20 protein-coding genes are annotated in these 24,832 nt (G+C 60.9%); 2 read left to right on the top strand and 18 right to left on the bottom strand.

All coding sequences use genetic code 11. The features are described from left to right. Position 1 precedes the first annotated feature (1 nt). The 6 genes from VES88_05450 to VES88_05425 all read right to left on the bottom strand — a co-directional run bounded on the left by VES88_05450 (position 2) and on the right by VES88_05425 (position 5,769). Positions 2-901, bottom strand: a complete 900-nt coding sequence (locus tag VES88_05450) for a glycosyltransferase family 2 protein (GenBank protein ID HYN80928.1) — start codon at positions 899-901, stop codon at positions 2-4. Then, positions 898-1,848, bottom strand: a complete 951-nt coding sequence (locus VES88_05445; protein HYN80927.1) for a glycosyltransferase family 2 protein — start codon at positions 1,846-1,848, stop codon at positions 898-900. Before VES88_05445 ends, VES88_05450 begins: the two co-directional genes overlap by 4 nt. Before the next feature lie 8 nt (positions 1,849-1,856). Next, positions 1,857-2,732, bottom strand: a complete 876-nt coding sequence (locus tag VES88_05440) for a glycosyltransferase family 2 protein (protein HYN80926.1) — start codon at positions 2,730-2,732, stop codon at positions 1,857-1,859. Then, entirely contained in the window at positions 2,716-3,753 is a 1,038-nt protein-coding gene (locus VES88_05435; protein HYN80925.1) for a glycosyltransferase, read from the bottom strand. The genes VES88_05440 and VES88_05435 overlap by 17 nt, the downstream gene beginning before the upstream one ends. Continuing rightward, on the bottom strand, positions 3,750-4,922 hold the full coding sequence (locus tag VES88_05430; GenBank protein ID HYN80924.1) for a glycosyltransferase family 1 protein: 1,173 nt from the start codon (positions 4,920-4,922) through the stop codon (positions 3,750-3,752). The genes VES88_05435 and VES88_05430 overlap by 4 nt, the downstream gene beginning before the upstream one ends. A gap of 70 nt (positions 4,923-4,992) precedes the next feature. Continuing rightward, positions 4,993-5,769, bottom strand: coding sequence for a class I SAM-dependent methyltransferase (locus VES88_05425; GenBank protein ID HYN80923.1), 777 nt, complete (start codon positions 5,767-5,769; stop codon positions 4,993-4,995). A gap of 143 nt (positions 5,770-5,912) precedes the next feature. On the opposite strand from VES88_05425, the gene VES88_05420 reads away from it, so the two are divergent. Continuing rightward, positions 5,913-7,313 carry a right-handed parallel beta-helix repeat-containing protein gene (locus VES88_05420; GenBank protein HYN80922.1) on the top strand — a complete coding sequence of 467 codons (1,401 nt, stop codon included), beginning with the start codon at positions 5,913-5,915 and terminating at the stop codon, positions 7,311-7,313. Between the two features lie 136 nt (positions 7,314-7,449). Next, a complete protein-coding gene (locus VES88_05415; protein HYN80921.1) occupies positions 7,450-8,280 on the top strand; it encodes a class I SAM-dependent methyltransferase in 831 nt (276 codons plus the stop codon). Positions 8,281-8,344: 64 nt separating this feature from the next. Here VES88_05415 and VES88_05410 read toward each other — a convergent pair whose 3' ends face one another. The 12 genes from VES88_05410 to VES88_05355 all read right to left on the bottom strand — a co-directional run bounded on the left by VES88_05410 (position 8,345) and on the right by VES88_05355 (position 24,765). Next, positions 8,345-10,036: a hypothetical protein gene (locus VES88_05410; GenBank protein HYN80920.1), complete on the bottom strand. Its 1,692-nt coding sequence runs from the start codon at positions 10,034-10,036 to the stop codon at positions 8,345-8,347. A gap of 172 nt (positions 10,037-10,208) precedes the next feature. Beyond that, on the bottom strand, positions 10,209-10,949 hold the full coding sequence (locus tag VES88_05405; protein ID HYN80919.1) for a glycosyltransferase family protein: 741 nt from the start codon (positions 10,947-10,949) through the stop codon (positions 10,209-10,211). 40 nt (positions 10,950-10,989) lie between these two features. Then, a complete protein-coding gene (locus tag VES88_05400; protein HYN80918.1) occupies positions 10,990-12,057 on the bottom strand; it encodes an N-acetylneuraminate synthase family protein in 1,068 nt (355 codons plus the stop codon). Continuing rightward, positions 12,050-12,733, bottom strand: coding sequence for a glycosyltransferase (locus VES88_05395; GenBank protein ID HYN80917.1), 684 nt, complete (start codon positions 12,731-12,733; stop codon positions 12,050-12,052). The genes VES88_05400 and VES88_05395 overlap by 8 nt, the downstream gene beginning before the upstream one ends. A gap of 131 nt (positions 12,734-12,864) precedes the next feature. After that, positions 12,865-13,959, bottom strand: coding sequence for a hypothetical protein (locus VES88_05390; protein HYN80916.1), 1,095 nt, complete (start codon positions 13,957-13,959; stop codon positions 12,865-12,867). 175 nt (positions 13,960-14,134) lie between these two features. Beyond that, positions 14,135-15,250 carry a DegT/DnrJ/EryC1/StrS family aminotransferase gene (locus VES88_05385; GenBank protein HYN80915.1) on the bottom strand — a complete coding sequence of 372 codons (1,116 nt, stop codon included), beginning with the start codon at positions 15,248-15,250 and terminating at the stop codon, positions 14,135-14,137. After that, entirely contained in the window at positions 15,247-15,687 is a 441-nt protein-coding gene (locus VES88_05380; GenBank protein HYN80914.1) for a hypothetical protein, read from the bottom strand. The genes VES88_05385 and VES88_05380 overlap by 4 nt, the downstream gene beginning before the upstream one ends. A gap of 58 nt (positions 15,688-15,745) precedes the next feature. After that, positions 15,746-17,677, bottom strand: coding sequence for a glycosyltransferase family 39 protein (locus VES88_05375; GenBank protein HYN80913.1), 1,932 nt, complete (start codon positions 17,675-17,677; stop codon positions 15,746-15,748). Positions 17,678-17,684: 7 nt separating this feature from the next. Next, complete coding sequence (locus VES88_05370; protein ID HYN80912.1) at positions 17,685-19,964, bottom strand: hypothetical protein; 2,280 nt, start codon at positions 19,962-19,964, stop codon at positions 17,685-17,687. Between the two features lie 93 nt (positions 19,965-20,057). After that, the gene (locus VES88_05365; protein HYN80911.1) at positions 20,058-21,020 is read right to left on the bottom strand and encodes a glycosyltransferase family 2 protein; all 963 of its coding nucleotides are present in this window, start codon (positions 21,018-21,020) and stop codon (positions 20,058-20,060) included. Next, positions 20,999-23,164: a hypothetical protein gene (locus tag VES88_05360; GenBank protein HYN80910.1), complete on the bottom strand. Its 2,166-nt coding sequence runs from the start codon at positions 23,162-23,164 to the stop codon at positions 20,999-21,001. The genes VES88_05365 and VES88_05360 overlap by 22 nt, the downstream gene beginning before the upstream one ends. A 53-nt stretch (positions 23,165-23,217) precedes the next feature. Then, positions 23,218-24,765 (bottom strand): hypothetical protein, encoded by a 1,548-nt coding sequence (locus VES88_05355; GenBank protein ID HYN80909.1) that lies wholly within the window; start codon positions 24,763-24,765, stop codon positions 23,218-23,220. Between the last annotated feature and the right edge of the window lie 67 nt (positions 24,766-24,832).

The following is a 24,832-nucleotide window of genomic DNA, read 5'->3' as shown; positions in this document are numbered from 1 at the left end:
GCTATCCACGATACGTGGACCTCGCGCCGTGACGTGCGATCCTCTGCAGCTGAGCCAGCTGGCGACGAAGATAGTATCTGACCATCCAGCCGTTCACCGAGCCGCGAAGGCCGTGCACACGCTTGAGATACTGCCAATGTTTCGACACCAGATAACGTGTATTGCGCCAGACGAGATATTCCAGCCGCAGCCGGTTGATGCGCTGACCTCCCGACGCGCAGATGGGTCCGCGCAGATGATAGCAAACGGTGTTGGGCGTGAAATAGACCTTCGCCCCGCTCGTGTTCGCCGCCAGGTAGAAGTCAGTCTCCTCTCGCCACGAATTTCCCGCGTACCACGTATCGAAGGAAACGCTGTCGAAAATACTGCGCCGGATCAGTGCGATCGAATGTAAGTACGGCACCGACATCGGCTCGGGGACTCGCGCCGAATAATCAGCGCCCATGGAATCGATGTCGAAAACCGACTCGTAATCCTTTGCGTCACTTGGCGGGTCGACCAGCCGGTCCTCGGAGAAATCCCCAGGGACCAAAGCCGTCACAATCCGTCCGGCGATGATCGACGCGCCCAGCGCTCCGGCTTCATGAAGCAGAGTGGAGCAATAGTCGTCGGAAAGCCAGACGTCGTCCTCGCCAAACAGTATCCACTCCGTAGTCGCCGCGGCAATTCCCGTCAGTCGTGACGCCGGCTGCCCTCGCCTCTCGTCATGGCGGATTACATGGACCGGGACAGGTGCCGAGCGGGCCAAGCGCTCAACCATTGTCTTCGTGCCGTCCGTGCTACCGTCATCCACGACAATGATGCGGGCAACATCGGGGTGGCGAAGGTATGAGGGCCAAACCGCCTCGAGTGCTCTCATGCGATTGAATGTTGGAATGACGATGGTGATCGAGCCGCTCAACCGTGAGCCTCCCTTTTCGATTCACTGGCCGCCCGCGCCGTGGGTAATCCCCTGTAACCGTCCCAACCGCCGCGCAGCACGTTCACCGGGATCCGAATATCCCTCTTCGCGAGTCCGACGACAGACATCGCGGCTGCCTGGAGCACCAGTCGCGCGGCATAGCGCGCCCGCCACAAAGGCTTGTCGCCGATTGCCTTCCACACGAATAAAACGCGAGTGCGCTCACGCTCGCGCATCTGAACATGAAGCGGAGGCCTGCCTGTCGCGCTGGGGTAGTGCTCGACCGTCATCTTCCGTGTACTGAGCATCCGCCACCCCGACCTGGCCACACGATGAGAAAGATCCGCGTCCTCATGCCAGAAAGTCCCGATTGCTTCGTCGAAGCCCCCGGCGCGCTCGATAGCGGAACGCCGGAACGACATGTTACCACCCGAGAGCCACCCGGCAAGCAGGTCGTGATCCGGATGCGCGGTGGGACCCACGTTGAAGCCGCCCCAGTCGATCTTGTACCGGCTCGAGGTGAGGCCGAGAAGGCGATACACTGCGTTCCGCAGAGGGCTGAAATGCCCGGGATGATCTACGAATCCTCCCACGGCCCCTACGGACTCGTCCTCGTAAAAGGCGAGCAGCGCCCGCACCCAATGCCGCGGGAGCCGAACGTCGTCCTCGGTAAAAGCGATGATCTCGCCGCGGGCCTTCCTCCAACCGATGTTTCGGGCGCGGCTCGTACCGAGTCCCTCGGGATACGTCAGGCACTCGAGCTGAAGGCGACCGCCGAATCGCTCTCTCAGCGCTTCGGCCGCGCCCGGCGGATGTGCTTGCAGGACGACCACCACCTCGAAGGGCTCCTGTGTGTCTTGCGCAGCGAGATCCTCGAGGCAAAGCCCGAGGCCCTCGCTGCGCATATAGGTGGGAACCACAACTGTAAGTCCTGCAGCGGGATGCATTGGCTCGGTTAAAGTCGTTTGAGAGCTCGCCAGTAGCCGAGCAGTCCGGCGCGGCTGAGCCAGTGACGCGCCGTGTGGCGAGGTATGTCATACAGGTTGACGCGCCACACTCCCACGAGACGCGTGAGCGATTTGAACCTCGTGCGCACAACTCGCTTTCTCTCACGGCATGAGAGGATGTAGTGGTCCTCGCTCATGCCGCCCATCGCCATACGCGATACTATTTCGGGCACATACCGGGTCGTCACCGGATGGGCGAAACAACGGACGAGAAAGTCGTAGTCGGCCGCAATGCGGAAGCTCGTATCGAACTTCCCCACCTCATCAAACACCTTTCGCCTGGTCAGCGTTGCGGGATGACAGAGCGTCTCCCCCGCGAGATCCCTGAGCTCGACCTCCCTGCCGTGTACTGCCGAGACGTCGCCGTCGCTGAGTACCATTCTGCCGTACACGAGATCAGCGCCTTTGCCTCCCGCCACCAGGCGCGCCAATGCATCGTTGGCGTAGAGACGATCGTCGGAGTTGGCGAAGAGCACATATGCATCGGGATCCAGAACGAGGTCGATCGCCCTGTTCATGGCGTCGTAGATCCCGGTGTCGGGTTCGCTCGCCCAGTAATCGATCCGGTCGTCATACCGACGGATGATGTCGACTGTCCCGTCGGTGGAGCCGCCATCGATGACGATATACTCGATGTGGGGGTAGGTCTGCTCGAGTACGCCAAGGATCGTTCTCTCGATCTGCGACGCGCGATTGTGAACCACTGTCACGACAGACACGAGCGGGTACTCGGCTGTTCCAGCGGCGCGATGTCCGCGGGTTCGGCGCCCGCCTTTCAACGGCAGAACCGACTCCTCCGGCGAAAGACTAGCGGCTCGCAGCACGACGCGCGGACATCCGGGCGACCTCGTCAGCTGGCTCGTCGTCGTCGCTCAGCCAGTTGGACCGGAGCACGAACCGACGCCACTCGGCGTGACGAATGAGCCGCGTATCGTACCGGGCCCGATTGCGATAATAGAACAGACGCGCGAGATCGAGACGCCAACGCGAATCATTGGCGACACGCCGTACGAGAGCCCTGGCCGCAGTGACGCCGGCAAGCAGCCCGTGCGCGACAACACGCGCCGCGAGTCGAGGCGTTCTCGCCTGAACGGCCTGATACGCGGTATAGCTGTCGCAGAATCCCTGATCCGCGAACCTGCTGTTCAGGTACCGCTGAGTCATCCGCGACTCGGGTATCATGTGGTGCGTGACAGAGCTGCCGACGTAAGCAAATCGATATCCCAGCTTCCGCGCCTTGATGTTGAGGCCTGTTTCGTTGTCGCCCGTGAAGTGTTCCGCATTGGTGTCCGGGTTGAAGCCTCCGGCGGCCATAAAAGCTTCGCGCAAGATCGCCTGATGGCAGCTGAACACTCCGAGATCATGGTCGGAAATAATCGTCGCTTCCCCGCGATCATTGAGGCTCAGAAGCTCATTCCGGCAATGCTCGAGAACCCAGCGGGGAGGCTCGGTCTCCCACCGCGGCAGTATTCGCCCCGTTGCCGATCCGACTTGTGAGCCAGGTGCGAATGCCGTCACGATCGTTTCGAGCAGCGTGGGCGCCGCGAGCATGTCGTCGTCGGTGAAGTACAGTATGCTCCCACGCGCGGAAATTGCTCCGCTGTTTCGCGCGAAATGGGCCCCACGACGGCCGTCGGTCATTCCGCGAACATTGGGTGCGCGGGCGGTCATTTTCTCGATGACTTGCGGTGTGTCGTCCGTCGAGCCGTTGTCGACGATTACGATCTCGAACCGGTCTGCGGGATACGACTGCGCGAGAAAGGTCTCCACGGTGATCTGCAGCGTTGCGGATCGGTTGAATGTGGGGATAATGACCGATACGAACGGGGGTTTGTCGATATTCACGTCAGCGCTTCGACCACTTCGAGAAGACGATCACGGAACTGCGGAGGCCCCCACTCACGGGCGTGCTTCCTGCCGCGCTCGGCGAGCGTCGCGCAGAGACGGTCGTCGGTCCACAGTCGCACCATGCACTCGTGAATCTCGTCCACGGAATGGGGATCGAAGAGAAGTGCGGCATCGCCTACCTGCTCTGGAATTCCGTAGATCCGGGAAGTGGCGACCGGGCATCCCATGGCGAATGCCTCGAGCTGAGGGATGTTTGTAGGACCGAAGAATGTGGGCATCACAAGCGCGCGGGCACGGCGGTAAAGTCCGGGGATATCCGTGTCGGGAACGTAACCCAGAAACAGCACATTGTCGCCAAGGCCGTTCTCCTCGACCAGCTGTTGAACGATTGGAAATCCGTTTCGCTCCTTGAGACCGACCAGCACCAGTTTGACATCGGGATGCGACTCCCGCATTCGAGCCAGTGCGGCAATCAAGGCACGATGATTCTTGTGCGTGTAGAACTGCGCGGGATAGAAGAAGTACTTCGAGGGCAGCGAATAGCACTGCTCGAGCCCGGCATCCGCCGCCGCGTCATGGTCGTAAATGTATCCGGGTGCGATGTACGGCAGGACGAATACCTTTCCTGGGGGCACTCCATACGATGCCTGCACCTGCTCCTTCCCTACACGAGAATCAACCAGGATCCCCTTCGACCACCGGCAGGTCTCGGAAAAATGGAATTCGCGGGCGGCGTATTCACCGTTTTCGGAAACCTCGGAGTATGACGGCTCATACCGATGCATCAGATCGTGCACGGTTCCCAATGCGGGGATCTCCGCCCTGAAAGCGTAGCGATCATGGTTGGGACAGATCCAGAGATCACATCGTTCGGCAACGAGCGTGCGCATATTCGAGTCGAATGGCGCCGCGAATTTCCGCCAGGCCGACACTGGGAGCCGGGCCTCGTGCCATATCCGGTTCAGGAGGCGACTCCATAGCGAATCGTTCAACCGGAATGCCCTCGCACGATCGCGAATTACATCGAGCCACGATGGATCGGAATACGCAAGCACGATGGAGTAGCGGTCGCGCGGCAGCTCGAGGGCGGCCTCGAGTATGGCCTGCGTGTACTGAAACGCTCCTCCCACCGGGCGAGCCGTAAGAAGCACGCCGATCCTCTTCATCGGCGGCGGGGAACGACCGCCTCGCGTTCGCCGGGTGCCCGCGAAAACCCGGCCCGGCACCCGGCAAGGCTCAAGATTGCGACCGCTGGGCGACAAAGCATGCGGACCAGCTGTGGAATCCCGGAGCTCTGTCAGTCATCCACTCGCGGGACTCGATGAGTGCCATTCCCGTCGCTTCAAGCATCATCGCTATCTCCGGGGTGAAGAGATATCGCATGCGGTGGGTCTCATGAAGCGTCTCGACTTTGCCGGTGACCCGATCTGTGATTGTTACGGCATAGTTGACGTCAACAACGTTTTCCTCGGCGTGCATCTCAGGCTCGGCGACTCGCGTCACATCGATCGCTTCGTCCGCCAGCTTCTTGACGACGGTCGATGGACGGTCGGTGAGCACGGCGGGGCCGTACCAGCAGTCGAAAACAAAGACTCCGCCAGGCTCGAGATGCGCGGCCGCCGTTGCAAACGCCGCCGCGAGATCGCTGTTCGAAGTCTGATAGCTCATGACGTGAAAAAGGGAGACCACCGCGCCGAATCGTCGCCCGAGCCGGACACTCCGCGCATCGCCGTGCGAAAACTCGATTCGCTCGGCATGCGCGGCCGGCAGCTCTCCCTTCCTCGCTGCGGCAGCCGCAAGCATACCCACGCTCATGTCCACCCCGACGACGTCGTAGCCGAGCGATGCCAGCTCCGCGGCGTGGGCGCCGGTGCCGCATCCGATCTCGACCAGCGAGCGAACGCCCGGCGCATGTTTTTGCAGAATGTCGTGGACGTGGCGTGCTTCGGCGGCGTAATCCTTGTCGCGGTAGAGCAGGTCATAGTAGCGGGAGTAGCCCGCGAAGACGCTCAAGAGAGCATTTCTCTCGGCGCACAGCCAACATGGAGTATCTCGATCATGAGCTACAAGATACACTGATCATCACGGAGCGCGTCTCGGGACTGTAAACTTAGAATCAACTTCCAGACTCGGAAAATGCCGGAGAGCCCTCGCGCATGACAATCGATCGCCGAACCTTCTTTTCCCTTGCCGGCGGCGCTGTCGCCGGCGGCGCTGTCGCCGGCGGCACAGGGAGTGCGCTCGTCTTGCCATTCGCGCAACCGCCTGCCTTCAACAGCGCGGATACAGCTCCGCCCGCCAACTGCTGCGGTCTCACGGTGAACGTCAGGGCGCATCCCTACGCGGCAAAGGGCGATGGCCGCACGAACGACACTGCGGCAATAATGTCGGCGGTGAATGCCGTCGCTGCGGCCGGCGGTGGCGTGATCGATCTCCCGGCCGGCACTTACCTTGTGGACTCAATCAGGATTCCGAGGATCCGCGGCGGCACGATACGGTTCGTAGGCCAGGGGTGGAGCCTCGACGCGGGGGCAAACACACGCCTTGTCAGCGCGAGTGCGTCACCGATGTTCGTTCCCGCCGGTGGAGTGAACGGTCTCGAGCTGTCACTCGTGCATCTCGACGGCAACAACCTCGGCACCTATGGCTGGTATGGAAAGGACGGGAACAAGGCAAGATTGCTGAACGTTCTCGTCGACCGCTTCACAACTTGCGGCATCTATTTCAACCAGGGGCTGTGTGAGCTCAGACAGTCGTATGTGCGCAACAACAAGGGCACTGGAGTACGTGTCTATAGCGACAGCTGGATCTCAGGCTCGGAGATAGGCTCGAACGTCGGCGTCGGGTTGATCGTGGCCAGCGGGGGGAACCGCATCACCGACAATCTCATCAACTCCAACGATTCGCACGGCATTCACATCACCGGCCAATCTGCCCACAACAACCTCATCAATTCTGTCATCGGTGGATACCTCGGCGAGAACATTGGACAGAACATCATGATCGAGGGGAAGTCACCGGGCGATCGCAATGTGGGCTATACGTCGATTATCGGCTGCTTCATTCAGCAGGTCGGCCCGAAGAAAGCCGGTGGCATAGCCGTAAGATCGGCTCGCCAGGTTCAAATCATGGGAATCAATTATCTGGGCGGTCCCACCGACACCGGTTGCATCCGGATGGAATCCTGTGATTCCTCGCAGATCATCGGAGTCGCGTCGTCGTTTTCATCGGGCAATGTGGTGCGTCTCATCGGCTGCGACGACATCAGCGTCTCGAATGTGACGTCACGAGACAACGGTTCCCCACAGGCAAAGGTAGATGACACCTATGCGATATTCGTGGACGCAAACTGCCACCGCTGTTCCGTGACCGACCTGCACGTCACGGATGCCCGCGCCCAGTCTCATGCGCGCGGCGTGAAAAATCTCGGCGTGAGCACCGTCGTGGTCGGCTCTTATTCGTTCACGGGCGCGCGAGACCCGAATTCCTTCGGCGACGCGGCGGTTATGACATACGATGTGCAATCCAAACGGTGGATAACGCAACCCGGCCGATAGCCCCCCAACGCCTGAACACTTTAATCACACCTTCATAACACGTATGCGCACAAGGGTTCTGAAGCTCCGTACCGCTCAAGCGGTACCGGATCTTCTGCGGAACAGGGACAACATACTGGATCTTCTTCCCGATTCCATGGAAGAAGTCACAGTGCGCGACGCCGAGTACCACTCGGATTCGCGAGAGCGGTGGGTCGAGAACAACCAGATGGCCACCGAGCGAAACCTGAATGCGCATCAGCGGGTGATCGACGAGGTGGCCAGACAGCTGGACGACCGGGCGGTCATCCTGGAGCTCGCGGGCGGTGTGGGGTTCGATGCCGACCTGTTCCTGCGACGGACAGATCAATTCAGCTGTTATATCCTCTCGGAGCTATCGCCTTCGATGCTGGAGTACGCGAGGGAGAACAACCACCTTCTGGCCGAGAAACCCGTCGTCTTGTGCTGCCTCGATGCCAACCAGATCCTGATCGGCGACAGCCAGGTCGACGTGGTTTATACGGTAGCGGCGCTTCATCACTTTCCTCATCTGGACAAGTCCGTCCGGGAGATGGACAGAGTGCTGAAGCCTGGTGGCCGGATCGTCTTCGGGATAGAGCCCAATTTCTTCTGGATGCAGACACTCACCCGGCTCCGGCCTGTCTACCGGAAGCTGTTTCCGGCGAAGGCTCATTCCGCCGCTGATGAGGTCGCTGATGGATTCGTGATGAGCGATTTCGCGCGCATCGCGTCCCTCACCGGGTGGGAATTGGAAAAAGTTCTTCCGGGTTGGTTCTTTACGGGTTTCGCTCATTACGGGTTGGAGACCATTTTCCGGGTGTTTCGTCTGCGTCGGCGTCTCCGCTTGCCGCGGGCAATCGAGCGCCTCCTGCTGCTGGCTGACAAAGGCGTATTGCGGCTTCCCTTTTCGAGACCGTTCGCATGGCATTACACGGCAGTCTTCAGGAAGCCGGAGCTCGCGTCGTAGAGCCGCGGCAGCCAGCTTCAGCTCATCGCGCACGAATGCCTCTACATCCCCTCGTAGGGAACGATCATCGAGATTCTCCGGCCAGCTCCCGGCCGGACACAGCGACCAGCGACTCGTCCATGTGGAAGTCGCATCCGTCCACCAGCCGGTCGCAGATAAGCCCCACGAATGGATCGTTCCCGGGAAGCAAAAGCTCGCGCTTTTCGTGCTGAAGATTCCACCAGGGACCTTTTGGATCGTGCAGCAGCTCCATCGGAACCTGCCGCTGTATGAAGTGCGAGTACGAATACTTGCGAACGTCGGCACGTTGCGAGTTGGATAGCGGACCGAGGGTGCTGGCACGCTGGAGAAGGTCGCGGTATTCGCCCGGCGTGAGTCCATCGTGTGTGAACCCTTTGCCACCATAGTGGGCCTCACCGGCAAGAATTACCGGCTTGCCCATGAGGGCGAGCTCCAGGCCCGCTGTCCCGTACACCGTCACGCCCCCGTCAATAAGCTCGAACAGGTTGGCGGGACTTATCTCCTCCTCGGCCGGAATGACGCGAACATGGTCGGGCAAGGTGGCGAAGGTGGTCTCGATGAGCCGTTGCACTCCACCGGCCGGATCGTCCCGGGCCTCGGCGGGGTGGATCTTGATCAGCCACTGGACGTCCGAAATTCCTATCGCCTGCCGTATCGTATCGACCATCCACTCTTCAAACGATGGATACGCCATCGGCGCGAAATCGGCGACGCTGTCCCAGTTGATGTGCGCGAGAACCGCCCAAACGGGCTTATCGGTCGACGCGTACTTCGCGCGGAGGGCGCTGACGTCGCTGTTGTAGGCTTTCAGGTTCTGCCTCATGTCGAAGCTTATCTGTTTCTGGTATCGATCGTCGAAGAATTTGTCGAGCCGGGCGTTCTGGCGAGGAGTCAGGTCTGCGCGACGAATCTCGTTCCATTTCGTCGGGCTGACGCCCTTGAAGTCGATTCGCGTCGGATCTTCGACATGACGCAGGTAGAAATGCCACGAGAGGTACGACGACTTCCACGCGGTGACGGGAATGCCCCGCGCGCGCGCCACGTGGAGTGCCGGGCCCCAGTCGACGTAGACACCGTGTGACATGAACACGCGCCAGGGATCGAACCGGTCGAAGGCGTTCTCCGCCGCGCAGGCAGTAACCAGTGCGCTGAAGGCGAACTCCCGCACAACAGCTTCGCGCCCTGCCAGCAAGCCCCCCTGCAGATAGCGGACGATCGAGGAGCGAATGTTCTTGCCGATGCTGATGCCCTTGTAGCTGAGCGTCTCCAGCGTGTCCCACGTGACATCGGCCGTGCTCTCCCAGAGAGCGCTGCGCTCCGCTTCGGAGATGAAGTCGCCGTTGTAGGAATAAGTGATTCCCATCGTCTCGAGCACCGAGCTCGTCTTGCGGAGGCACGTAGGGCACCGGTCGCGCCAATTCTCAATCGGGACACCGTCACTCGCCGTCCGGATGGCACAGGCGCGGTAGGGCGCATTGCAGATGACGGCGTGGACGCGATAGCCGCGAAGCTTCATTGCGGCCGCGATCGAAGTCTCGACGTGGAGGAGAAGAGGCATGCCGCCCGGGACCCAGAAGAGTAGTGTGCCCTTCGACGGATCCTTCGCGACGCCCCGATTGTACAAGCCCGCCATCTTCCGCTTGCGGTATTCCTCAGTATGGCTGAACAATGCCTGCAATGACGGCGGGGACTTCTGAATCGCAATATGCGCGGCCAGGCGCGCATAGCGGCTCATTGATTTGAGTGTATCGCTCAATTTCTATAAATGGTGCGCGCTATCATATTGGTTGACGGAGAGACTAAACGGATGTTAAGGGTGGCTGGACTGGTGGTGACGTAGCGGATGAATATAAGGCCGTCAAAGGAGCCCAAGCAGAGTCTCCTCCACTCAGCGCTCACGCATGGGCTCAGCCGGCCGTGACGTCCTTCTGCATCGAAAGCGCGTTGATTTCGGCCAGAGCGGGCTCCCGATTCACCACCGCCACCGCGTCGCGCCAGCTGAAGTCGTTTCCCCCCCCAAGCCGCTCGAACATCGCGCGCGCGAACTCCAGATCCTCGCGGCTATCCACCGTCCAGCGCCAGTTGTGGCGGTTCACATCGGTCTCGACTGCAGTCAGCCGAAACTCTTCCGGATGCCCATAGATATAAGGCGTCACGTGGGCGCGCTCGTAAGCCTCCCCGGCCTTGTGCCAGGCGCGCTCGAGCGCGACGGCCGTAAACGCCTCCACGTCGAGGCCAAGCGGAAAGCTCGGCCGGAGCTTGTTGCTGGCGTAGTCTGCAGGCGGATTCGAGGTCGCGAGGGCATCGATGACCTGATCGCAGACCTCCGGATCGACGAACGGGGAATCGGCGCTCACACGGACACAGACCCGGGCGCCGAATGCGCGCGCAGCGGAGTGGAACCTGTCGAGCACGTCGTCCTCGCTGCCGCGAAATACCGTCGCATCGAAAGCCGTGCACGCTGCGACGACTGCGTCGTCTAGCGGATTGACCGAAGTTGCGACGACGATTTCATCCACCCGACGGGCGCCGCGAACGCGCCGGATGACCCGCTCGAGCATCGTCTGGCCGGCAATGTCGAGGAGCACCTTGCCGGGAAGTCGCTCGGAAGCCATGCGGGCCTGGATGATGGCAACCGTTCGCTCCATCAGACACCGACCCATGGGGACGGCGGCCCCCACGCGCCGGTCATTCCAGCGGGATGAGGTCGTCCCATTGAAGAACGTGGTCTCGCTCGAGATCCCGGGCTGCGTGCCGCCCGATGATGCTGTCCCAGTAGACGGGACTCACTCCCGTCCCGGGCCGCTTGTACGTCAGTGCCTCCTCGGTGAGCACTGCGCCCTCGCTGACGGCCGCGTCGAGAACGATGCTGCGCCGCGCATTCGCGCGCGCCATCTCCTCGGTAGGCACAGGGCGCTTCGTCGTGCTTTGACCCTGGAGCACCTCTAGGCGCCGGACGTTCGCGACGAAGCGCTTCAGGTCGTCGACGTCCATTGCGTGATAGTGATCGTTGCCGGGAAGCGATTTGTCGTGGGTGAAGTGTTTCTCGATGACTCGCGCCCCCAGCAGGTAGGCCGCGCACAGAGCGGTCATGCCCTCGTCCGGTACGGTATGGTCGGAATACCCGATGACGAGGTCGCCGAAAGCCTGCCTCAGCCCGGTGATCATCCCGAGATTCGCGTTCTCGTCGGCCGTTGGATAGTTGAGCACGCAGTGGAGGAGCGACAGCTCCAGGCACCCGCTGGTGCGCAGCGTCGCGACCGCTTCCCCGATCTCCAGCAGCGTCGACGCCCCCGTTGACAACACCACCGGCTTCCCGCAGCGCGCGACCTGTCGCAGCAGTGGAGTATTCGTCAGGTCCGCTGAAGCAATCTTGAAGAAGGGCATCAGCGAATCGAGCAGCTTCACCGCTTTACGATCGAACGGAGTCGACACGAAATCAATTCCGGTTTCCTCGCAATGACGAGCGAGCTGCCGGTACTCGTCCGGGCCGAAAGCATCGTATTTCTGAAACAGCTTGAACTGGCTCGTCGTCGGCTCCTTCGTCAAATCCCAGTACGCCGGGCTGTGCCGCGACGCCAGCGTCTCCGCCTTGTAGGTCTGGAACTTCGCCGCGTCCGCGCCTCCCTCCCGCGCGAGATCTATCAGCTGACGCGCGAGGTCGAGCGACCCCTCGTGATTGACGCCGATCTCCGCAATGATGTAAGGTGGTGAGTCGTCCGTGACGTGACGGCTGCCGAGGTGGAGCTCACGCATTCCCGTTGACCTTTTTCGCTCCGTGCTTCGCTTCCAGATCCTTCATGTAGCCGTTCACCACCCCATGATCGTTCGTCATGTTCTCTCCGTGACGCCGGTACCGGTAGAGCGGAAGGGCGACGCGGTGGATCTGGTGCTTCTCGAGAAACCTGATGCGAAGGTCGCGGTCCTCGTGAAGGAGAAACTGCTCGTCGTAGAGGCCCAGCTCCACGAGCTGATCTATCCGGAACATTATGCCGCACCCAATTGGATGCTCCGCACAGTTGCGCCTCTCGATGACAGAGTCGTCGTCCGCCACCAGGTGGTAGTCGCATGCCACCGCATCCATCCAGGTGTTGAGCGCCAGGTGCATCGAAAGAACGTTCAGGTATTCCGCATGAACGTAATCGTCGCCATCGATCCGCACGACAAACCGTCCCCGCGCCGACCTGATACCGATGTTGAGCGACCCGGGCAGGCCCTTCCGGTCGGTGTTGTCGATCAGCCGGATGTCATCTCCGAAGAGCTCCAGCGCATAACGGGTTCGATCGGTGCTCGCGTCGTTTACCACAATCACCTCGAACTCATCTCTCGGGTAAGTCTGATTGAGGATGGAGCGCATACACCGGCCGATGTACCTCTCCTGATTTCGGACTGCGACGACGAGCGAAACGGCAGGCATGTGATGAGCGGGCATCGGTTATCGGAACAGTTTCTCGCGGGAGCCAACCCGCGGTTCGGCAGACGCACTCGAAGGGTCGTTTTCGACCGTCGGACGGCGCGCCGAATGTCCTGAGTCGTCCACTCGACCAACCGTTGCCGACACCGTCAGGATTGGCGCCGAGGGGGCAGCAGCCGCGTGAAGATACGCCACGGATGTATGAGGTCGTCCATTGTCTCGCGCGACAGCGCGGCAAATTCAACGAAGTCGTCCGACTGCTGGTTGCGCGTCAACCGTGTTATCAGGTGGCTGCCGAAGGCAATGAGGATACCAATTGCCACGCCGACGATGATCCCAATGAGCGTCTTGCGCACGGTGCCGTGTGGCTCCGGCGCAATCGGCGTCTCCGGTGGCTCGACTACCGTGATCACAGGAAGATCCCGGACTTCTTCGATCTTCGCCTGCTCGTACGATTGCGCCAGCCCGTTATACAGCTGCTGCCTCATCGACACGGTGCGATTGAGACGGTCGAATTCGAGCTGAAGACCGGGTGAGCTTCTGAATTCGCGATTCTCGGTGAGGAAGGATTGGAGGTTCTCTTCCGCCTGCCGGAGCTCCAGCTGCGCCTCGCCAAGTCGCTTCTCGACAAAGCTGCGCTCGGCACCCGCCAGCGCCTGCCGCCGGTTGAGATTGAACCTGTTCACCTCGTCGAGGATGTTCCGGCTGATTTGAACGGCCATCTCGGGAGTTCGAGCTTGAACCTTGACCGTGATGACGCCCGTTCTCGTATTCACGGCTTTGTCCACCTGGCCCCTGAGAGCGTCGACCATGCGTATCTTCTGGACTGCCGGATTCCTCGAACGGATTCCGTAGATCTTGACGATGTTTCCCGTCACAACCCCCGAATCGGTGCGCATCGAGTAATCGCGGTTGCCGACGGCTGCCAGGAGGGAGCGCGACTCTACAAGGTCCATGTAGAATGACGCCGACTGCCCACCGTCCACTGAGCCCAGGCCGAATTGCTGTGCGAGCCCGGAAAGCTGGCTCTGCCCACGCCCGCCCTGGGGCATGAAACTGGCCTCGGTAGTGAAGTAACGGGGCGAGGTCAGGCTCAGATAGCCGGCGTAAAAGCCGGAAAGCAACCCGAGCACGACAATCAGTGCCCGGTACCTGAGGAGGACGCTCAGCAACGACACGACAGTGGTCGATCCTCCCTCGGAGGGAGGATCCACCCTCCCCGGCTCCCACGGAACTGGCGGCAACAGTGGCTCGGTCGGGCGGGGTCGCGGAGTTGTCAACGGGGCTTGCAATCGGAAAGAGTGAGAAATGTCATACCGGTATTGACTCAGGTCAATTACTACTTGGTGACGTGTCAAACGCCAGTAGAAATGTCACCCCCGGGTGCACCAGTGGAAGGGCCTCGGGCGACAAATGAGCTCAAGCCAGAATCCGCCGCACTGCCTCGGCGACGCGCACAATCTGGTCGTCAGTGAGCGCGAGTCCGCTGGGAAGATAGAAACCGCGGCGCGCTATGCGCTCCGCCTGAGGGTACCGCTCATCGGCGAACAGTCCCATCCGCCTGAACACGGGCTGCTCGTGCATCGGCCAGAAAAATGGACGCGTCCCGATGCCCAGCTTTGTGAGACGCGTCATCGCTCCCATCGCGTCAAAAGGAACCTCGTCGTCCAGGACGACGCCAAATACCCAGTTGATGTTGTCGGCGTACTCGGTGCAGGCCACGGGAAGCCGGATGCCTCCAACGTCGGCGAGCAGCGTCATGTAACGCGCGAATGAATGCCGCTTGCGCGCCACGAATTCGTCGAGCCGCTCGAGCTGGGCCAGGCCGAGCGCCGCCTGGAGATTGGTCATGCGAAAGTTCCAGCCCAGTTCCTCGTGGACGAACCTTCGCGGCGCGAAGCAGAGATTGCGAAGCGACCGGCACCGCTCGGCGAGAGCTTCGTCGTCGGTGACGATCATCCCGCCTTCGCCTGTCGTGATGTGCTTGTTGGGGTAGAAGCTGAACGTCGAGAGGTCGCCGAACGATCCGCATGGCCGGCCGCGATGGGTCTGGCCGATCATCTCCGCCGCGTCCTCGATTATGCGGAGGTTGTGGCGCTTCGCGAGGTCGAGCACCGGATCCATATTCACCGGAAGCCCATAGAGATGGACAACCATGATCGCTTTGGTTTTCGGTGTGACCCGCGATTCTATCGCCGATGGATCCATGTTCCATGTCGCGGGGTCGCAGTCCACGAGCACCGGCGTAGCGCCAAGCCGCGTAATGGCGGAGGCGCACGAAATAATCGTGAAAGTCGGCATGATCACCTCGTCGCCTGCACCGAGGCGTATCGCAGCTGCTGCCGCGTCCAGCGCGGCCGAGCCGTTGCACACTGCGACGCCGTGCTTTCGTCCGACGCGCTCGGCGAACCTGATCTCGAAGTCGCGGACGAACGGCCCTTCGGAAGAGATCCACCCGCTGTCTATGCACTGGGCGAGGTATTTCTTTTCGTTTCCGTCGAGGACCGGCTCGTTGACGGGAATGAATTCGCTCACCCGCTTCCCCGCCCGATCGTCACCTCGTCGGCCGACACGCCGTCGAACCGTGTCTTGTCCTGATCGCCGGCGTAAGGGCCCTGCTTCACCTCGATCATCTCTATCTCTTCCAGCACCTCGAATCCGTGTCCGCCAGTTGCGAGGAGAATCACGTCGCCGCCCTCAAGGATGCGGCTCTCGATGTAACTCCGGTTGTTGTCGTAGAAATCCACGCGGAGGCGGCCGCGTTTGATGAACAGCACCTCCTGCGTGTACTGGACGCTGCGGCTCACCGGATTGTGAATGTGTGGATCAATCACTTTCCCGACCGGATGCCGCATGTAGGCCAGTTGCTGGGACAGGTCATCGGGAGTGAAAAAATGGATTCCCGGCTTGTCGAAGCTGCGTGAGACGATAACCGCGAGCAGCTGGTCGCCTACTTTCAGGGTCTCGATCATGGGCTACAAGATACAATCCGCCCGACAGAAAAGGTGTGGATCGATGAAGCGAAAGTGGTTACCGAACATCTGCCGGCGCGGAATATATTCTGAAAAAATTGCGCTCCCACACGAGATTGAAGCGGGCGGGGACCGGCAGTGCCGACAGCGGGACGTCCGGGTGAATGTATACCACGGCACACGGGCGGAAATTGTCTCCCGAAAGCCTTCCCACCAGTTTCCTCGATTCGTTGCGTACCAGAAAATGGCGGATGCGGGTCTGCCTGCCGACACGCGCAGCGCGCGTCTGCAATACCGCCCAAAGCTGATACTCCGCGCCGTCTCCGCGCATCCACACTGCGATATCGTAACAGCCCGCACTCGCCAGATGGTCGGCAGCGTCCCGATATGTCGTGTACGGCCGGTAGTCCTCGGCAAAGTATTGCCGTTCCCTGGGAATCGCGTAGATGGGCTGCCGCAACACCAGAGGCCGGGGAGGATTGAGCACAAGCGCAGGCAGGACGCCCAACATCATTGACACGATGATGCCCGCTCGAATGACAGGAGCTAGGATTGATTCGAACGCGACACCAACTGCGCCTGCTCCCACCACGAACAGTGGAACCCATAATCTGGAATGCCAGGGTTGCCATCGCAGGTAGAAGCTGAACAGCAGAAATCCAGTTACTACGGCTAGGAGAAGAAAAAGAGAGGTGGCGTGCTTTCTCCCACCCTTCCACCCCAGAATCAGCGCGGAAGCTACAATAAGCAGTACATGAATCGGCGCGCCGGCGGTCTGCTCCGCGTACTCCATCCGCACTGGCTTATAGCGCAATCCCGGAAAAGTAGTCCGCGGATCATCAGCACTCACGCCGAGAAGTCTGTGGACTCCAATGACCGAGCTGTAGACTGCGAGATTTGCACGCGGCGATCTGGTACCGAAGTGCAGCGATGTATTCCGTACTACGTTCGAGATGAATCCGGCCGGGAAGAACTCCGAATTTACCAGGCCGTATCCACCGCGTCTTCCGAGGGGATTGTCATACGTCGCGAGGTTGCGGACTGCGTGCGGTGCGTTCAAGGCAAGCGCAACGAATCCGGCCACTACCCAGCTGCCGATTGCGCGGCCCGGACCGCGGCGAATGGCAGTGGCCAGATACCAAAGGACGAAGGGCGCTAAAAAAATAAAGGCAGTTGTCTTGGTCAGTATTGCCAGCCCAATGGCTGCGCCGAGCAGGAAAACCGACAACCAACTCCTGGTCTCCTCTCTGTCGTTCATCATCTGGAGGCCAAGCACGACAGCGCTTCCGAACCAGAACGCCGCAATGAGCTCGACCTGCGCACCGGACGCCTGTGCGACCGCGGGGGGAAGAAGCGCGAAAAAAAAGGCGGCGAACAGCTGGCCCTTCCTCTTCGCTCCGAGCTCTTTCGCCACCAGGCTCGCTAGAACGATGTCGCCAATGAATGCAAGCCACTGTACGACGGGCACCGAGCGGTCGCTCCCGGTTAGAAGCTGGCCATGCAGCGCGACGAAGCTACCGCCCGGACTTGGCCAGAGCTGACGCGCGATATGTGTCGGATACGGCGCGACGCTGCGGTCCTGAATCCAGTGCATCACGCGCGGCAGGTGGTAGACCATCGAATCTTCGGTCGCTGGGGCAGCGAGCAGCGCGAGCGCCAGAGTAACGACAGCCACGACGATGATCGCGAGTATCTGCGCGAGAGAGAGTGCACCCGCATCGTCTCGCCAGACGCGCCACGCAACCGTCGCGGTGGTCGTCGATGTACTCCGACGCCGCATCCAGATCAGCGCGACGGTAAGTACAGCGGCCCATCCCGCAGCGACCGACCAGCTCGTCAGGAGCGTCATCACGCTCAGCACCTCGGTCAGCAACACGAGCGCGAATCCCCAGAGTACCGATCCGCGCAAAATCGCCTCCCGCATACTTCCAGACGCGGTCCGCTGTCCGAGGATCAGTGCGACCAGCGCCGCGAGCGGAAGGATCACCATGCCGGAGTCACCGCCTGTGACTGAGGCCGGCGGTTTCCCTGTGCGTGGGGAAACGAGAAATCCTGTCTGACGATTCGCTGGCCGGCGAGCTCGCTTGCACGCCGCAGTCGACGGTCTTCACACTCACCTCCCCGGACGGTGAGCCGTTCAGCACAACGACTCTCGGGAAGCCCTTAGCGCGGGCTTTTGCGCACAGCGCGGCTGGTGCCGCATCTGCTGGAGTCTGCGGGACCGTGCGGCGGTGGTAGCGGAGCATCCCGTACTGGTCCGTCACGTCACAGTCGACCGGTGGCATTCCATCGAGTAACGCGAGGCCAGAAGTTGCCGGAGCGATCATCGGCGTGTACGAGCAGCGGCCGCGCTCGCCTTTCCAGATTCGCCAGAAGGCGCCGTACGACTGCGGGATGAAGAGAAGAGTCCGGCGCTTGATTGCCGGTGGCATACGGTCGAGGTCGCGAAGGGCGGCGATGAGCTTGTAGGCGGGGGACCGGTGCAGTCCGATCGCTAGCAGCCGGGAATCGGCGAGCGAACGAATGCCGACGGAGCCCGCTATGCCCGCTTGGGCGTAGAACGCTTGGCGGAGGGCGACGTTGGCGCGCAACGCAGTCATCGGGGCACGAATCACATTTAGTATCAACGTGATACTAATCGGAAGGATCAGCGCGGCGATCCAAAGATGGGACAGCCGGATGCTCCCCAACGACCGCCTTTCGCCGGAAGCCGCTTCACGGTTTGCCCGCACCTGCGCCAACCACCGCGGAGCTGACGCCATGAGAAGCGCGATCGCCAGCCAGCGCTGAACGTCCGAGAAATAGATTGCGGAACCACCGTGTATGTCGACCAGCTCGCCCGGCAGGAACCCAGCGACGGCGACGGTCGCCATCACCACTACATCTGTGAGTCTGCCCTCGAGCACGGCCTGCCTGATCGCTCCAACATCGTTCAGCTTCTCCTCCCGCAACCTCAGATAGATGTAGAGCCAGCTCCAGAAGAGATGGATCAGAATGAAATACGGCCACCACTCGGTGTTCACGCCGGAGAAGCGTATGTATGCGAAAGGAGCAAGGCCCTGATTCTGCGCGGCAACCGACACGAGCTTGTACGCGACAACCGACACCGCCACGCAGATCGCCGCAGAAGCGGCGAGCCAACGGTCGCGGTACAGCCGGCCAAGAAGCAGGAGTGCGAATCCTGCGCAGAGGAAAAGCACCATCAGAGAGATCTTCAGGAAGGCCAGGGCAACGAGCATCGCCGGTGCGAAGACGAGAAGGAACACGACATCGTCCGGACGAGGCGAGCTTACCTTTCGGCGCCAGAACCCTATCGTTGTCGCCATCACCAGGAGGAATACGGGGATGCCGATGACATAAGATTCCGAGATCAAGGCGTGCTGATTCCAGATTCCCATTGCGTCGAGGCCGGACGTCGGAATCACGCCAACTGTCGCAGCGATGAGAAAAATCCACGCAGCGTAATCGGATCTGAGCGGTCGCTCGACGTCCGCAACTGAGGATCGCCAGGCTTTCCGCACCTCCACGGCCAGCATCAGAATCGCGGAAAAAAAGAGCGGGATGACGATTACCGGTGGGCCGAGCGAGTAGAATTCCAGCACGTCGGTATTGGCGAGGTACGCCCACTGCGAATTGAGCCAGGCCGCGCCGTAGTGGTACGGAGTGTACGGAAATCCGTCGAGACCCGTGCTCGGCATGCCGTAGGTCCGCATGGTATTCGCCATGCTGACATTGTAGAGCGGGTCGTGATGGACGTTGGCCTGGTACTCGAGGGTCTCCCAGAAAACCGGAGTCTTGTAGCGCGTGCTCCACGCGACACCGCATGCCCACGTCGCAAAAACAATGGCGCCCATCAGAAAAAGGAGGTTCGTCCCCTTCCCCCCGTGTCTCATCCAGATTACGACGGCCACGAGAGCCGACGCGAAGCCGGCGACGCCTAAGACAACCATTGCGTTCCATCCCGTCGCGGGCACGAGCATTCCCGCCAGTGCCGTCAGGCCAAGCGCGGCAAGCGTCAGCGCTGGCTGGGTCCGCCACCACGGCTCGGGCTCGGCGTAATGACTCTGCGTGACCAATCTCCAGACAACGAGCGGCGCAACCGTGATGAAGAACGACAGCCCGAGGGTTGTCAGGACTGGACAAACCGGGTTGTCGAATCCCCATCTGCCCAGGTAGTACAAGGCAGCGATGGTCGTCGCCATGACTGTCGCGAAAACGGCGATGGTCGTCCGGTCGTCGCGCTCCTGGTTCTCCGGCAGGGCTCGAGGCGTGGTCACTGGCGCGGAGGACACTCTATCCCGGTGGTGTATTTTTTCAACCCTGACGATCAGTCAAAGACCGGAAAGAGCATTGCGTTGTCGTTGACCGGCTTAGAGTCCGCTCGTGCGCGCAATTATGTAAAGAGGACGCTGCTTTACTTCGTCGTAGATGCGTCCGATGTACTCGCCGACGGCTCCGATGCAAACGAGCTGCACTCCGCCAAGAAAGAGGACAATGGCGATCATCGAGGCCCAGCCGGCGGTCTCGTACGTCCCCGTCATTTTTCTGACCAGCAGCACTATCGCGACAATCAGACTTGTCGCTGCCAAAAGCAATCCGAGCCAGATCGCCATTCGAAGTGGAGCCCACGAGAGTGAAAAGACCCCATCGAGTGCGAGGCGAACCATTCGCCGGAGAGGATACTTCGATTCGCCGGCGTAGCGCTCCCGGCGGTCGAACTCGACTGCCGCCTGCCGAAAACCAACCCAGGCGCGGAGTCCGCGAATATACCGATTATGCTCAGGCATCGCGTTCAGTATGTCGATGACTCTCCTGTCGATCAGGCAGAAATCCCCGGTGTCGACGGGAATCTCGATTTCAGTCAGCTTCGCCAGGGTCCGATAGAACAAAAAAGCGGTCCCCCGTTTCATCCGCCCTTCGCCCGCCCGCGCGCGCCTTTGCGCGTAGACGATGTCGAAGCCCTCCCGCCATTTTGCGAGGAGCGAGCGGATTAGCTCCGGAGGGTCCTGTAGATCGGCGTCTAGGACGATCGCGCATCTCCCCCTCGCGATATGAAGCCCCGCAGTCACTGCGGCCTGGTGCCCGAAATTTCGGGAGAAATGCGCAGCCTTGAATCTCGGATCTTCCGCGCAGATCGCGTCGAGCATCTCCGCAGTGCGGTCGTGGCTGCCGTCGTTGACGCAGATCACTTCGAACAGCTCATTGGTCGCTTCGAGAACCGGGACGATGCATGAGCGGAACTCGTCGATGACGAGCTCCTCGTTGTAGAACGGCACCACTAGAGAGATTACTGGTTGCACGGGATCAGCCATCAGTGTTTGAGCTGGTGCCATGATACGATCCAATCCTTGTTCTCGAAGCGCTTGGTCTCGACGTGCGTTCTTTGAATGTCGGAGAGCTGCTTGTCGAAGTCTTGAATGCCACCGGCCTTGCTGTGAATGAGCCAACCGCTCAACTGGAGATGCTGGGCAATACGGTCGATGTATTTCTGCCGCCCGTCGGGCGGCAAGGTGCCGATAATCTCGTACTGTTTCGGCAGCCATGAATAGGGGCTCACAACTTTCGCGCCCCGCGGGTCCCGCGGCCGCCACGCCGGAAGCATCAGCCGGCCGTCCCCTATTCTAACTACGGGATCCGTCGGCTTCGCTCCCGCCTCGAGCAACAGCTCATTCAACGATAGCTCCATCAAAGGAATCTGCTCGGTGAACGAGCTGTAGGAAAGTTGAGGCGTCGTGATCTCACGCACAAATGAAGGATGACCAAGCGTCAGTGCGACCGGCGTGACGAACATCGGAAGAACAGCGACGCGGACCAGCCCATGCCACGATTCCGGAGGCTGATCGGCGATCATGCGGAGGGTGATCGCCGCCGCAAAGATGAGGAACGTGGCGATGCTCAGCAGGTTTGCGGGGTGACTCCGCGAAACGAAGTAGCTGCTGATTGCCCACACTCCGCTCCACGCGCCGGCGAGGACCATGACCCGTGGATGATGCGGATCCCTGAGCAGATAGATCACCGCGGCCGTGGAGATTGCGAGGAAGATGGTCAGCAGATACCACACCGAGCCCGACGGATCGATCGGCAGGGCGCGAAAGCCCCCGCTGTACAGCAGGGCGTACTCGAAATAACCCATCCAGTCGGGGAAGTGACCAAGCGTGAAGCGGTAGAACGCTGAGACGGCGCCGATGATCAACACCAGTGCGCCTATCGGGAACGCGATGGACCGCAGAATCCGGCGGGCGGCGTTTGCCCGGCTCGGGCCACTCCGCACATCATGGGACGCTCGCTGCATCAGGAACAGGGCATATACCGGAAACCACACCGCGGAGCAGTAGACGCCCGCCTCCACCGACCAGCAAACCGATCCCAGCCAGATGAGATGACCCCAAATCTCGAAACGCGAATCTGCACGATCATCGCGGCCGCCCCGGTTCGTCGTCTTGCGGTAGTAGCGGAAAACGAAGGCAAGCATGACGAAAGGCCATATAAACCGTACCGGCCCACCTGACGGCGTCATCTGCCCGGCGATCAGCACCGGCCCCTCCCTCGGCCGGAAGAAAAGCGTCGTTGCAGTGAGAGCGGTTGCAAGAATTATCCGGGTGGTCGAGGATCCTGTGGCGCCGAGCGCCCAGAACATGAGCAGCGCGACGACGGCGTTGCACAGGGACTGGAACAGGTGGAAGGACTGCCAGGCATTTCCGGGGAATAGAGTGGGAATGAGAATGCTGAGAACGCCGTACTGAGCCGGAGCATCCCAGAGCAGCCAGCCGCCTTGCCGCAGCTCCTGCATCGGCCCGACGTAGAAGGCCCAGTGATAAAACTCGAGGACCGGATTGGTGCGAAAGCTCAGCGCGAGAAGGAGCACAACCCCCAGAAGAGTGAAAAGCTTCGCTACCCTGCCCGAACTCGGCTTCGCGGACGAGCGAAAGATCGCCCGCATGGCGAGGACCGAAATTGCAAATGCCAGGACGAATACCGCAAAGCGCCCGGGGCTCGCGAGGAACCACCGCGTGGCATCAGACCACGAGACGAGCGACCCGGCGCTCATCCAGGCGCTCGTGCCGACCAGGATCGGTACGATCCAACTGAGGGTATCCGGATGCATTACGGGCTGGGAATCATTCCGGTCATCAGCCCTGGCGACCGATGCGACAGTGACCAGCGACAGCACGGCAGCCGCTCCAATCGCCTGCCACTGAGACCCGGCGACGTACACGGCGCTCTCGGCTACTACAAAGAACAGCAGTGCCATCTTGACGATTGACTGCACGCGTGACGAAGTCGCGCGCGGCAGAAGGCGCACTATCACAAATGCGCCCGTCGGCAGGCCAGCTAGAACGGAGAGATAGGTTAGCCACTCGACCGTCTCTCTTCGCCCTCCTCTTCCGAAAAACTGAATGAACCCCGGGCCAAACTGATAGCCGGGCAGTATGATGAGAAGCGCCAGTGCGGCAATCCACAGGGGCTCAGCCTGCATCCAGACTGGATGTAGTGCCTGAGGGCCAAGGCGGGTAGCTCGCTCGGCTTCGGTCACGTTGGCTGCGTCTGGCGTTGCCGGTCGCGGCCGCACGCAGGGGGGCGGAACTCGAAGACCGAGTAGTTCTCATCCCCCGTAGACTGCACGAAGGAGCCCACGAGCTTTCCCTCGGCGAACAGCCGCGCCCGCTCCGCTGTGTCCCACCGGAACACCGTTCCCGGGTAGCCGGGATGCGCTTCGCCGGCAGAATCGGAAAGAACCTCGGCGTATCCGATCGCCAGGAGAACCGGCCGCCCGGTGGCGCAGCTCAGACTGTCCGCCATATCGATCAGCCCTCCGAGGCGCAGGTTGAGCTTGCGTCTCGCACCACGATCGAAGTAGACACGATAGTCGAAAGCGCGCTGACGCGGCATGAACACTCTGTTCCCGACATAGTAAGGCATGGCTTCCATGATGTAGTCCGGCTCTCCGGCAAGAATGGCGTCGCGCCAGGCAGGACTACGATCGATCAGTGTGGCGAACTCTTTACTGGAAGAACTGGGATACAAGAGCACCCGGCGTGTTACCACGGGCAGAGCTGCCGCCTGAAAAAGGAGGAGCGGCAACAACCCCAGCGCCATCGCCCGCCGCAGTGATGCCGGACGCGCTCGGAATTCTTCGCATGCGATCCAGACGAGCGATATCAGGAGGAATGCAAGCATTCCCTCGTGGCGCAGTGATCCTGAATACACGAGTCGGAAAATCAGCTCGAAGGCGAAGATCGCCAGGAGCGCAGCAGCCAGGCAGATGAGATTCCGCCGCAGTGACCACAGAATGCCAAGTAAGGCGACGTCGACGATCACGCGAGACGCGAAGGTGGGATCGATACCGACGCGAGCCCACGGAAGCTCGCCTGTCGCCGCGATGTTGGCGAGCTGAAATCCCATCAAGCCAGCGGCTGGATCCAGCGGAATGGCCCCCCATTTATCCGGAAGCAGTTGACTCAACGACACGGCATAAGTCATGTCTGGCGGAACGTGCGCACTCCACAGCGCGAACGCGGTGCCGACTACTCCAATCGCCAGCGCGACGAGGGACGCAGGACGCGTGAGCGCAGGACGGGAGGTTTGATGGAGAACGTCCGTGCCCACCCATACGAAGCCCAGCAGCAGGGCGGCCAGGGCCGCGTGGACGCTCGTGTTCGCCAGCAGCGCGAGAACAATTCCGAGGCGAATCGGTCGCTCGCGCCTCGCCGGAAAAAAGATGCAGGCCACCACCATAAACAGAACGCCAATCCCGTAATTTCGGGACACGACGCTGAATTCGTGGCCAAGGAATGCACCGAAAACCGCGAGCAGTCGAATCCCGACGGGAAACGGGGCGAATCGCAGGATCAGAAATGCGGCTGCCCACGCTATCAATAGTGAAGCAACGGGAAGGACGAGTGTCGATTGGGTCACCGCATATCCAATCCGAAGAATTGCGTACCAGATGATGGGATGACCGTCCTGATGAATGTTGCCGAGGAGGTCGAGCCACGACCGCGCCTGAGTGGCCACGGAGAATGCACGGACTTCGTCGCGCCACATCGCGTGGCGGGTAGCCAGGAATGTCGTGAGCACAATGAATATCGCGAACGATATCCACAGAGCTCGCGGACTTATCCGGTTGGCGGGATCACTGCTGCCG

The sequence above is a fragment of the Gemmatimonadaceae bacterium genome, from assembly GCA_035633115.1.
Lineage (GTDB): Bacteria > Gemmatimonadota > Gemmatimonadetes > Gemmatimonadales > Gemmatimonadaceae > UBA4720.
This window is presented reverse-complemented; position numbering and strand designations above follow the sequence as displayed.

What these genes read in the sequence shown, in the direction of transcription:
- VES88_05445 (HYN80927.1), bottom strand. Translation starts at nt 1,848, where the DNA reads ATGCATCCCGCTGCAGGACTTACAGTTGTGGTTCCCACCTATATGCGC.
- VES88_05430 (HYN80924.1), bottom strand. Translation starts at nt 4,922, where the DNA reads ATGAAGAGGATCGGCGTGCTTCTTACGGCTCGCCCGGTGGGAGGAGCG.
- VES88_05420 (HYN80922.1), top strand. Translation starts at nt 5,913, where the DNA reads ATGACAATCGATCGCCGAACCTTCTTTTCCCTTGCCGGCGGCGCTGTC.
- VES88_05415 (HYN80921.1), top strand. Translation starts at nt 7,450, where the DNA reads ATGGAAGAAGTCACAGTGCGCGACGCCGAGTACCACTCGGATTCGCGA.
- VES88_05410 (HYN80920.1), bottom strand. Translation starts at nt 10,036, where the DNA reads ATGAGCCGCTATGCGCGCCTGGCCGCGCATATTGCGATTCAGAAGTCC.
- VES88_05405 (HYN80919.1), bottom strand. Translation starts at nt 10,949, where the DNA reads ATGGAGCGAACGGTTGCCATCATCCAGGCCCGCATGGCTTCCGAGCGA.
- VES88_05400 (HYN80918.1), bottom strand. Translation starts at nt 12,057, where the DNA reads ATGCGTGAGCTCCACCTCGGCAGCCGTCACGTCACGGACGACTCACCA.
- VES88_05395 (HYN80917.1), bottom strand. Translation starts at nt 12,733, where the DNA reads ATGCCCGCTCATCACATGCCTGCCGTTTCGCTCGTCGTCGCAGTCCGA.
- VES88_05380 (HYN80914.1), bottom strand. Translation starts at nt 15,687, where the DNA reads ATGATCGAGACCCTGAAAGTAGGCGACCAGCTGCTCGCGGTTATCGTC.
- VES88_05375 (HYN80913.1), bottom strand. Translation starts at nt 17,677, where the DNA reads ATGGTGATCCTTCCGCTCGCGGCGCTGGTCGCACTGATCCTCGGACAG.
- VES88_05365 (HYN80911.1), bottom strand. Translation starts at nt 21,020, where the DNA reads ATGGCACCAGCTCAAACACTGATGGCTGATCCCGTGCAACCAGTAATC.
- VES88_05360 (HYN80910.1), bottom strand. Translation starts at nt 23,164, where the DNA reads ATGCAGGCTGAGCCCCTGTGGATTGCCGCACTGGCGCTTCTCATCATA.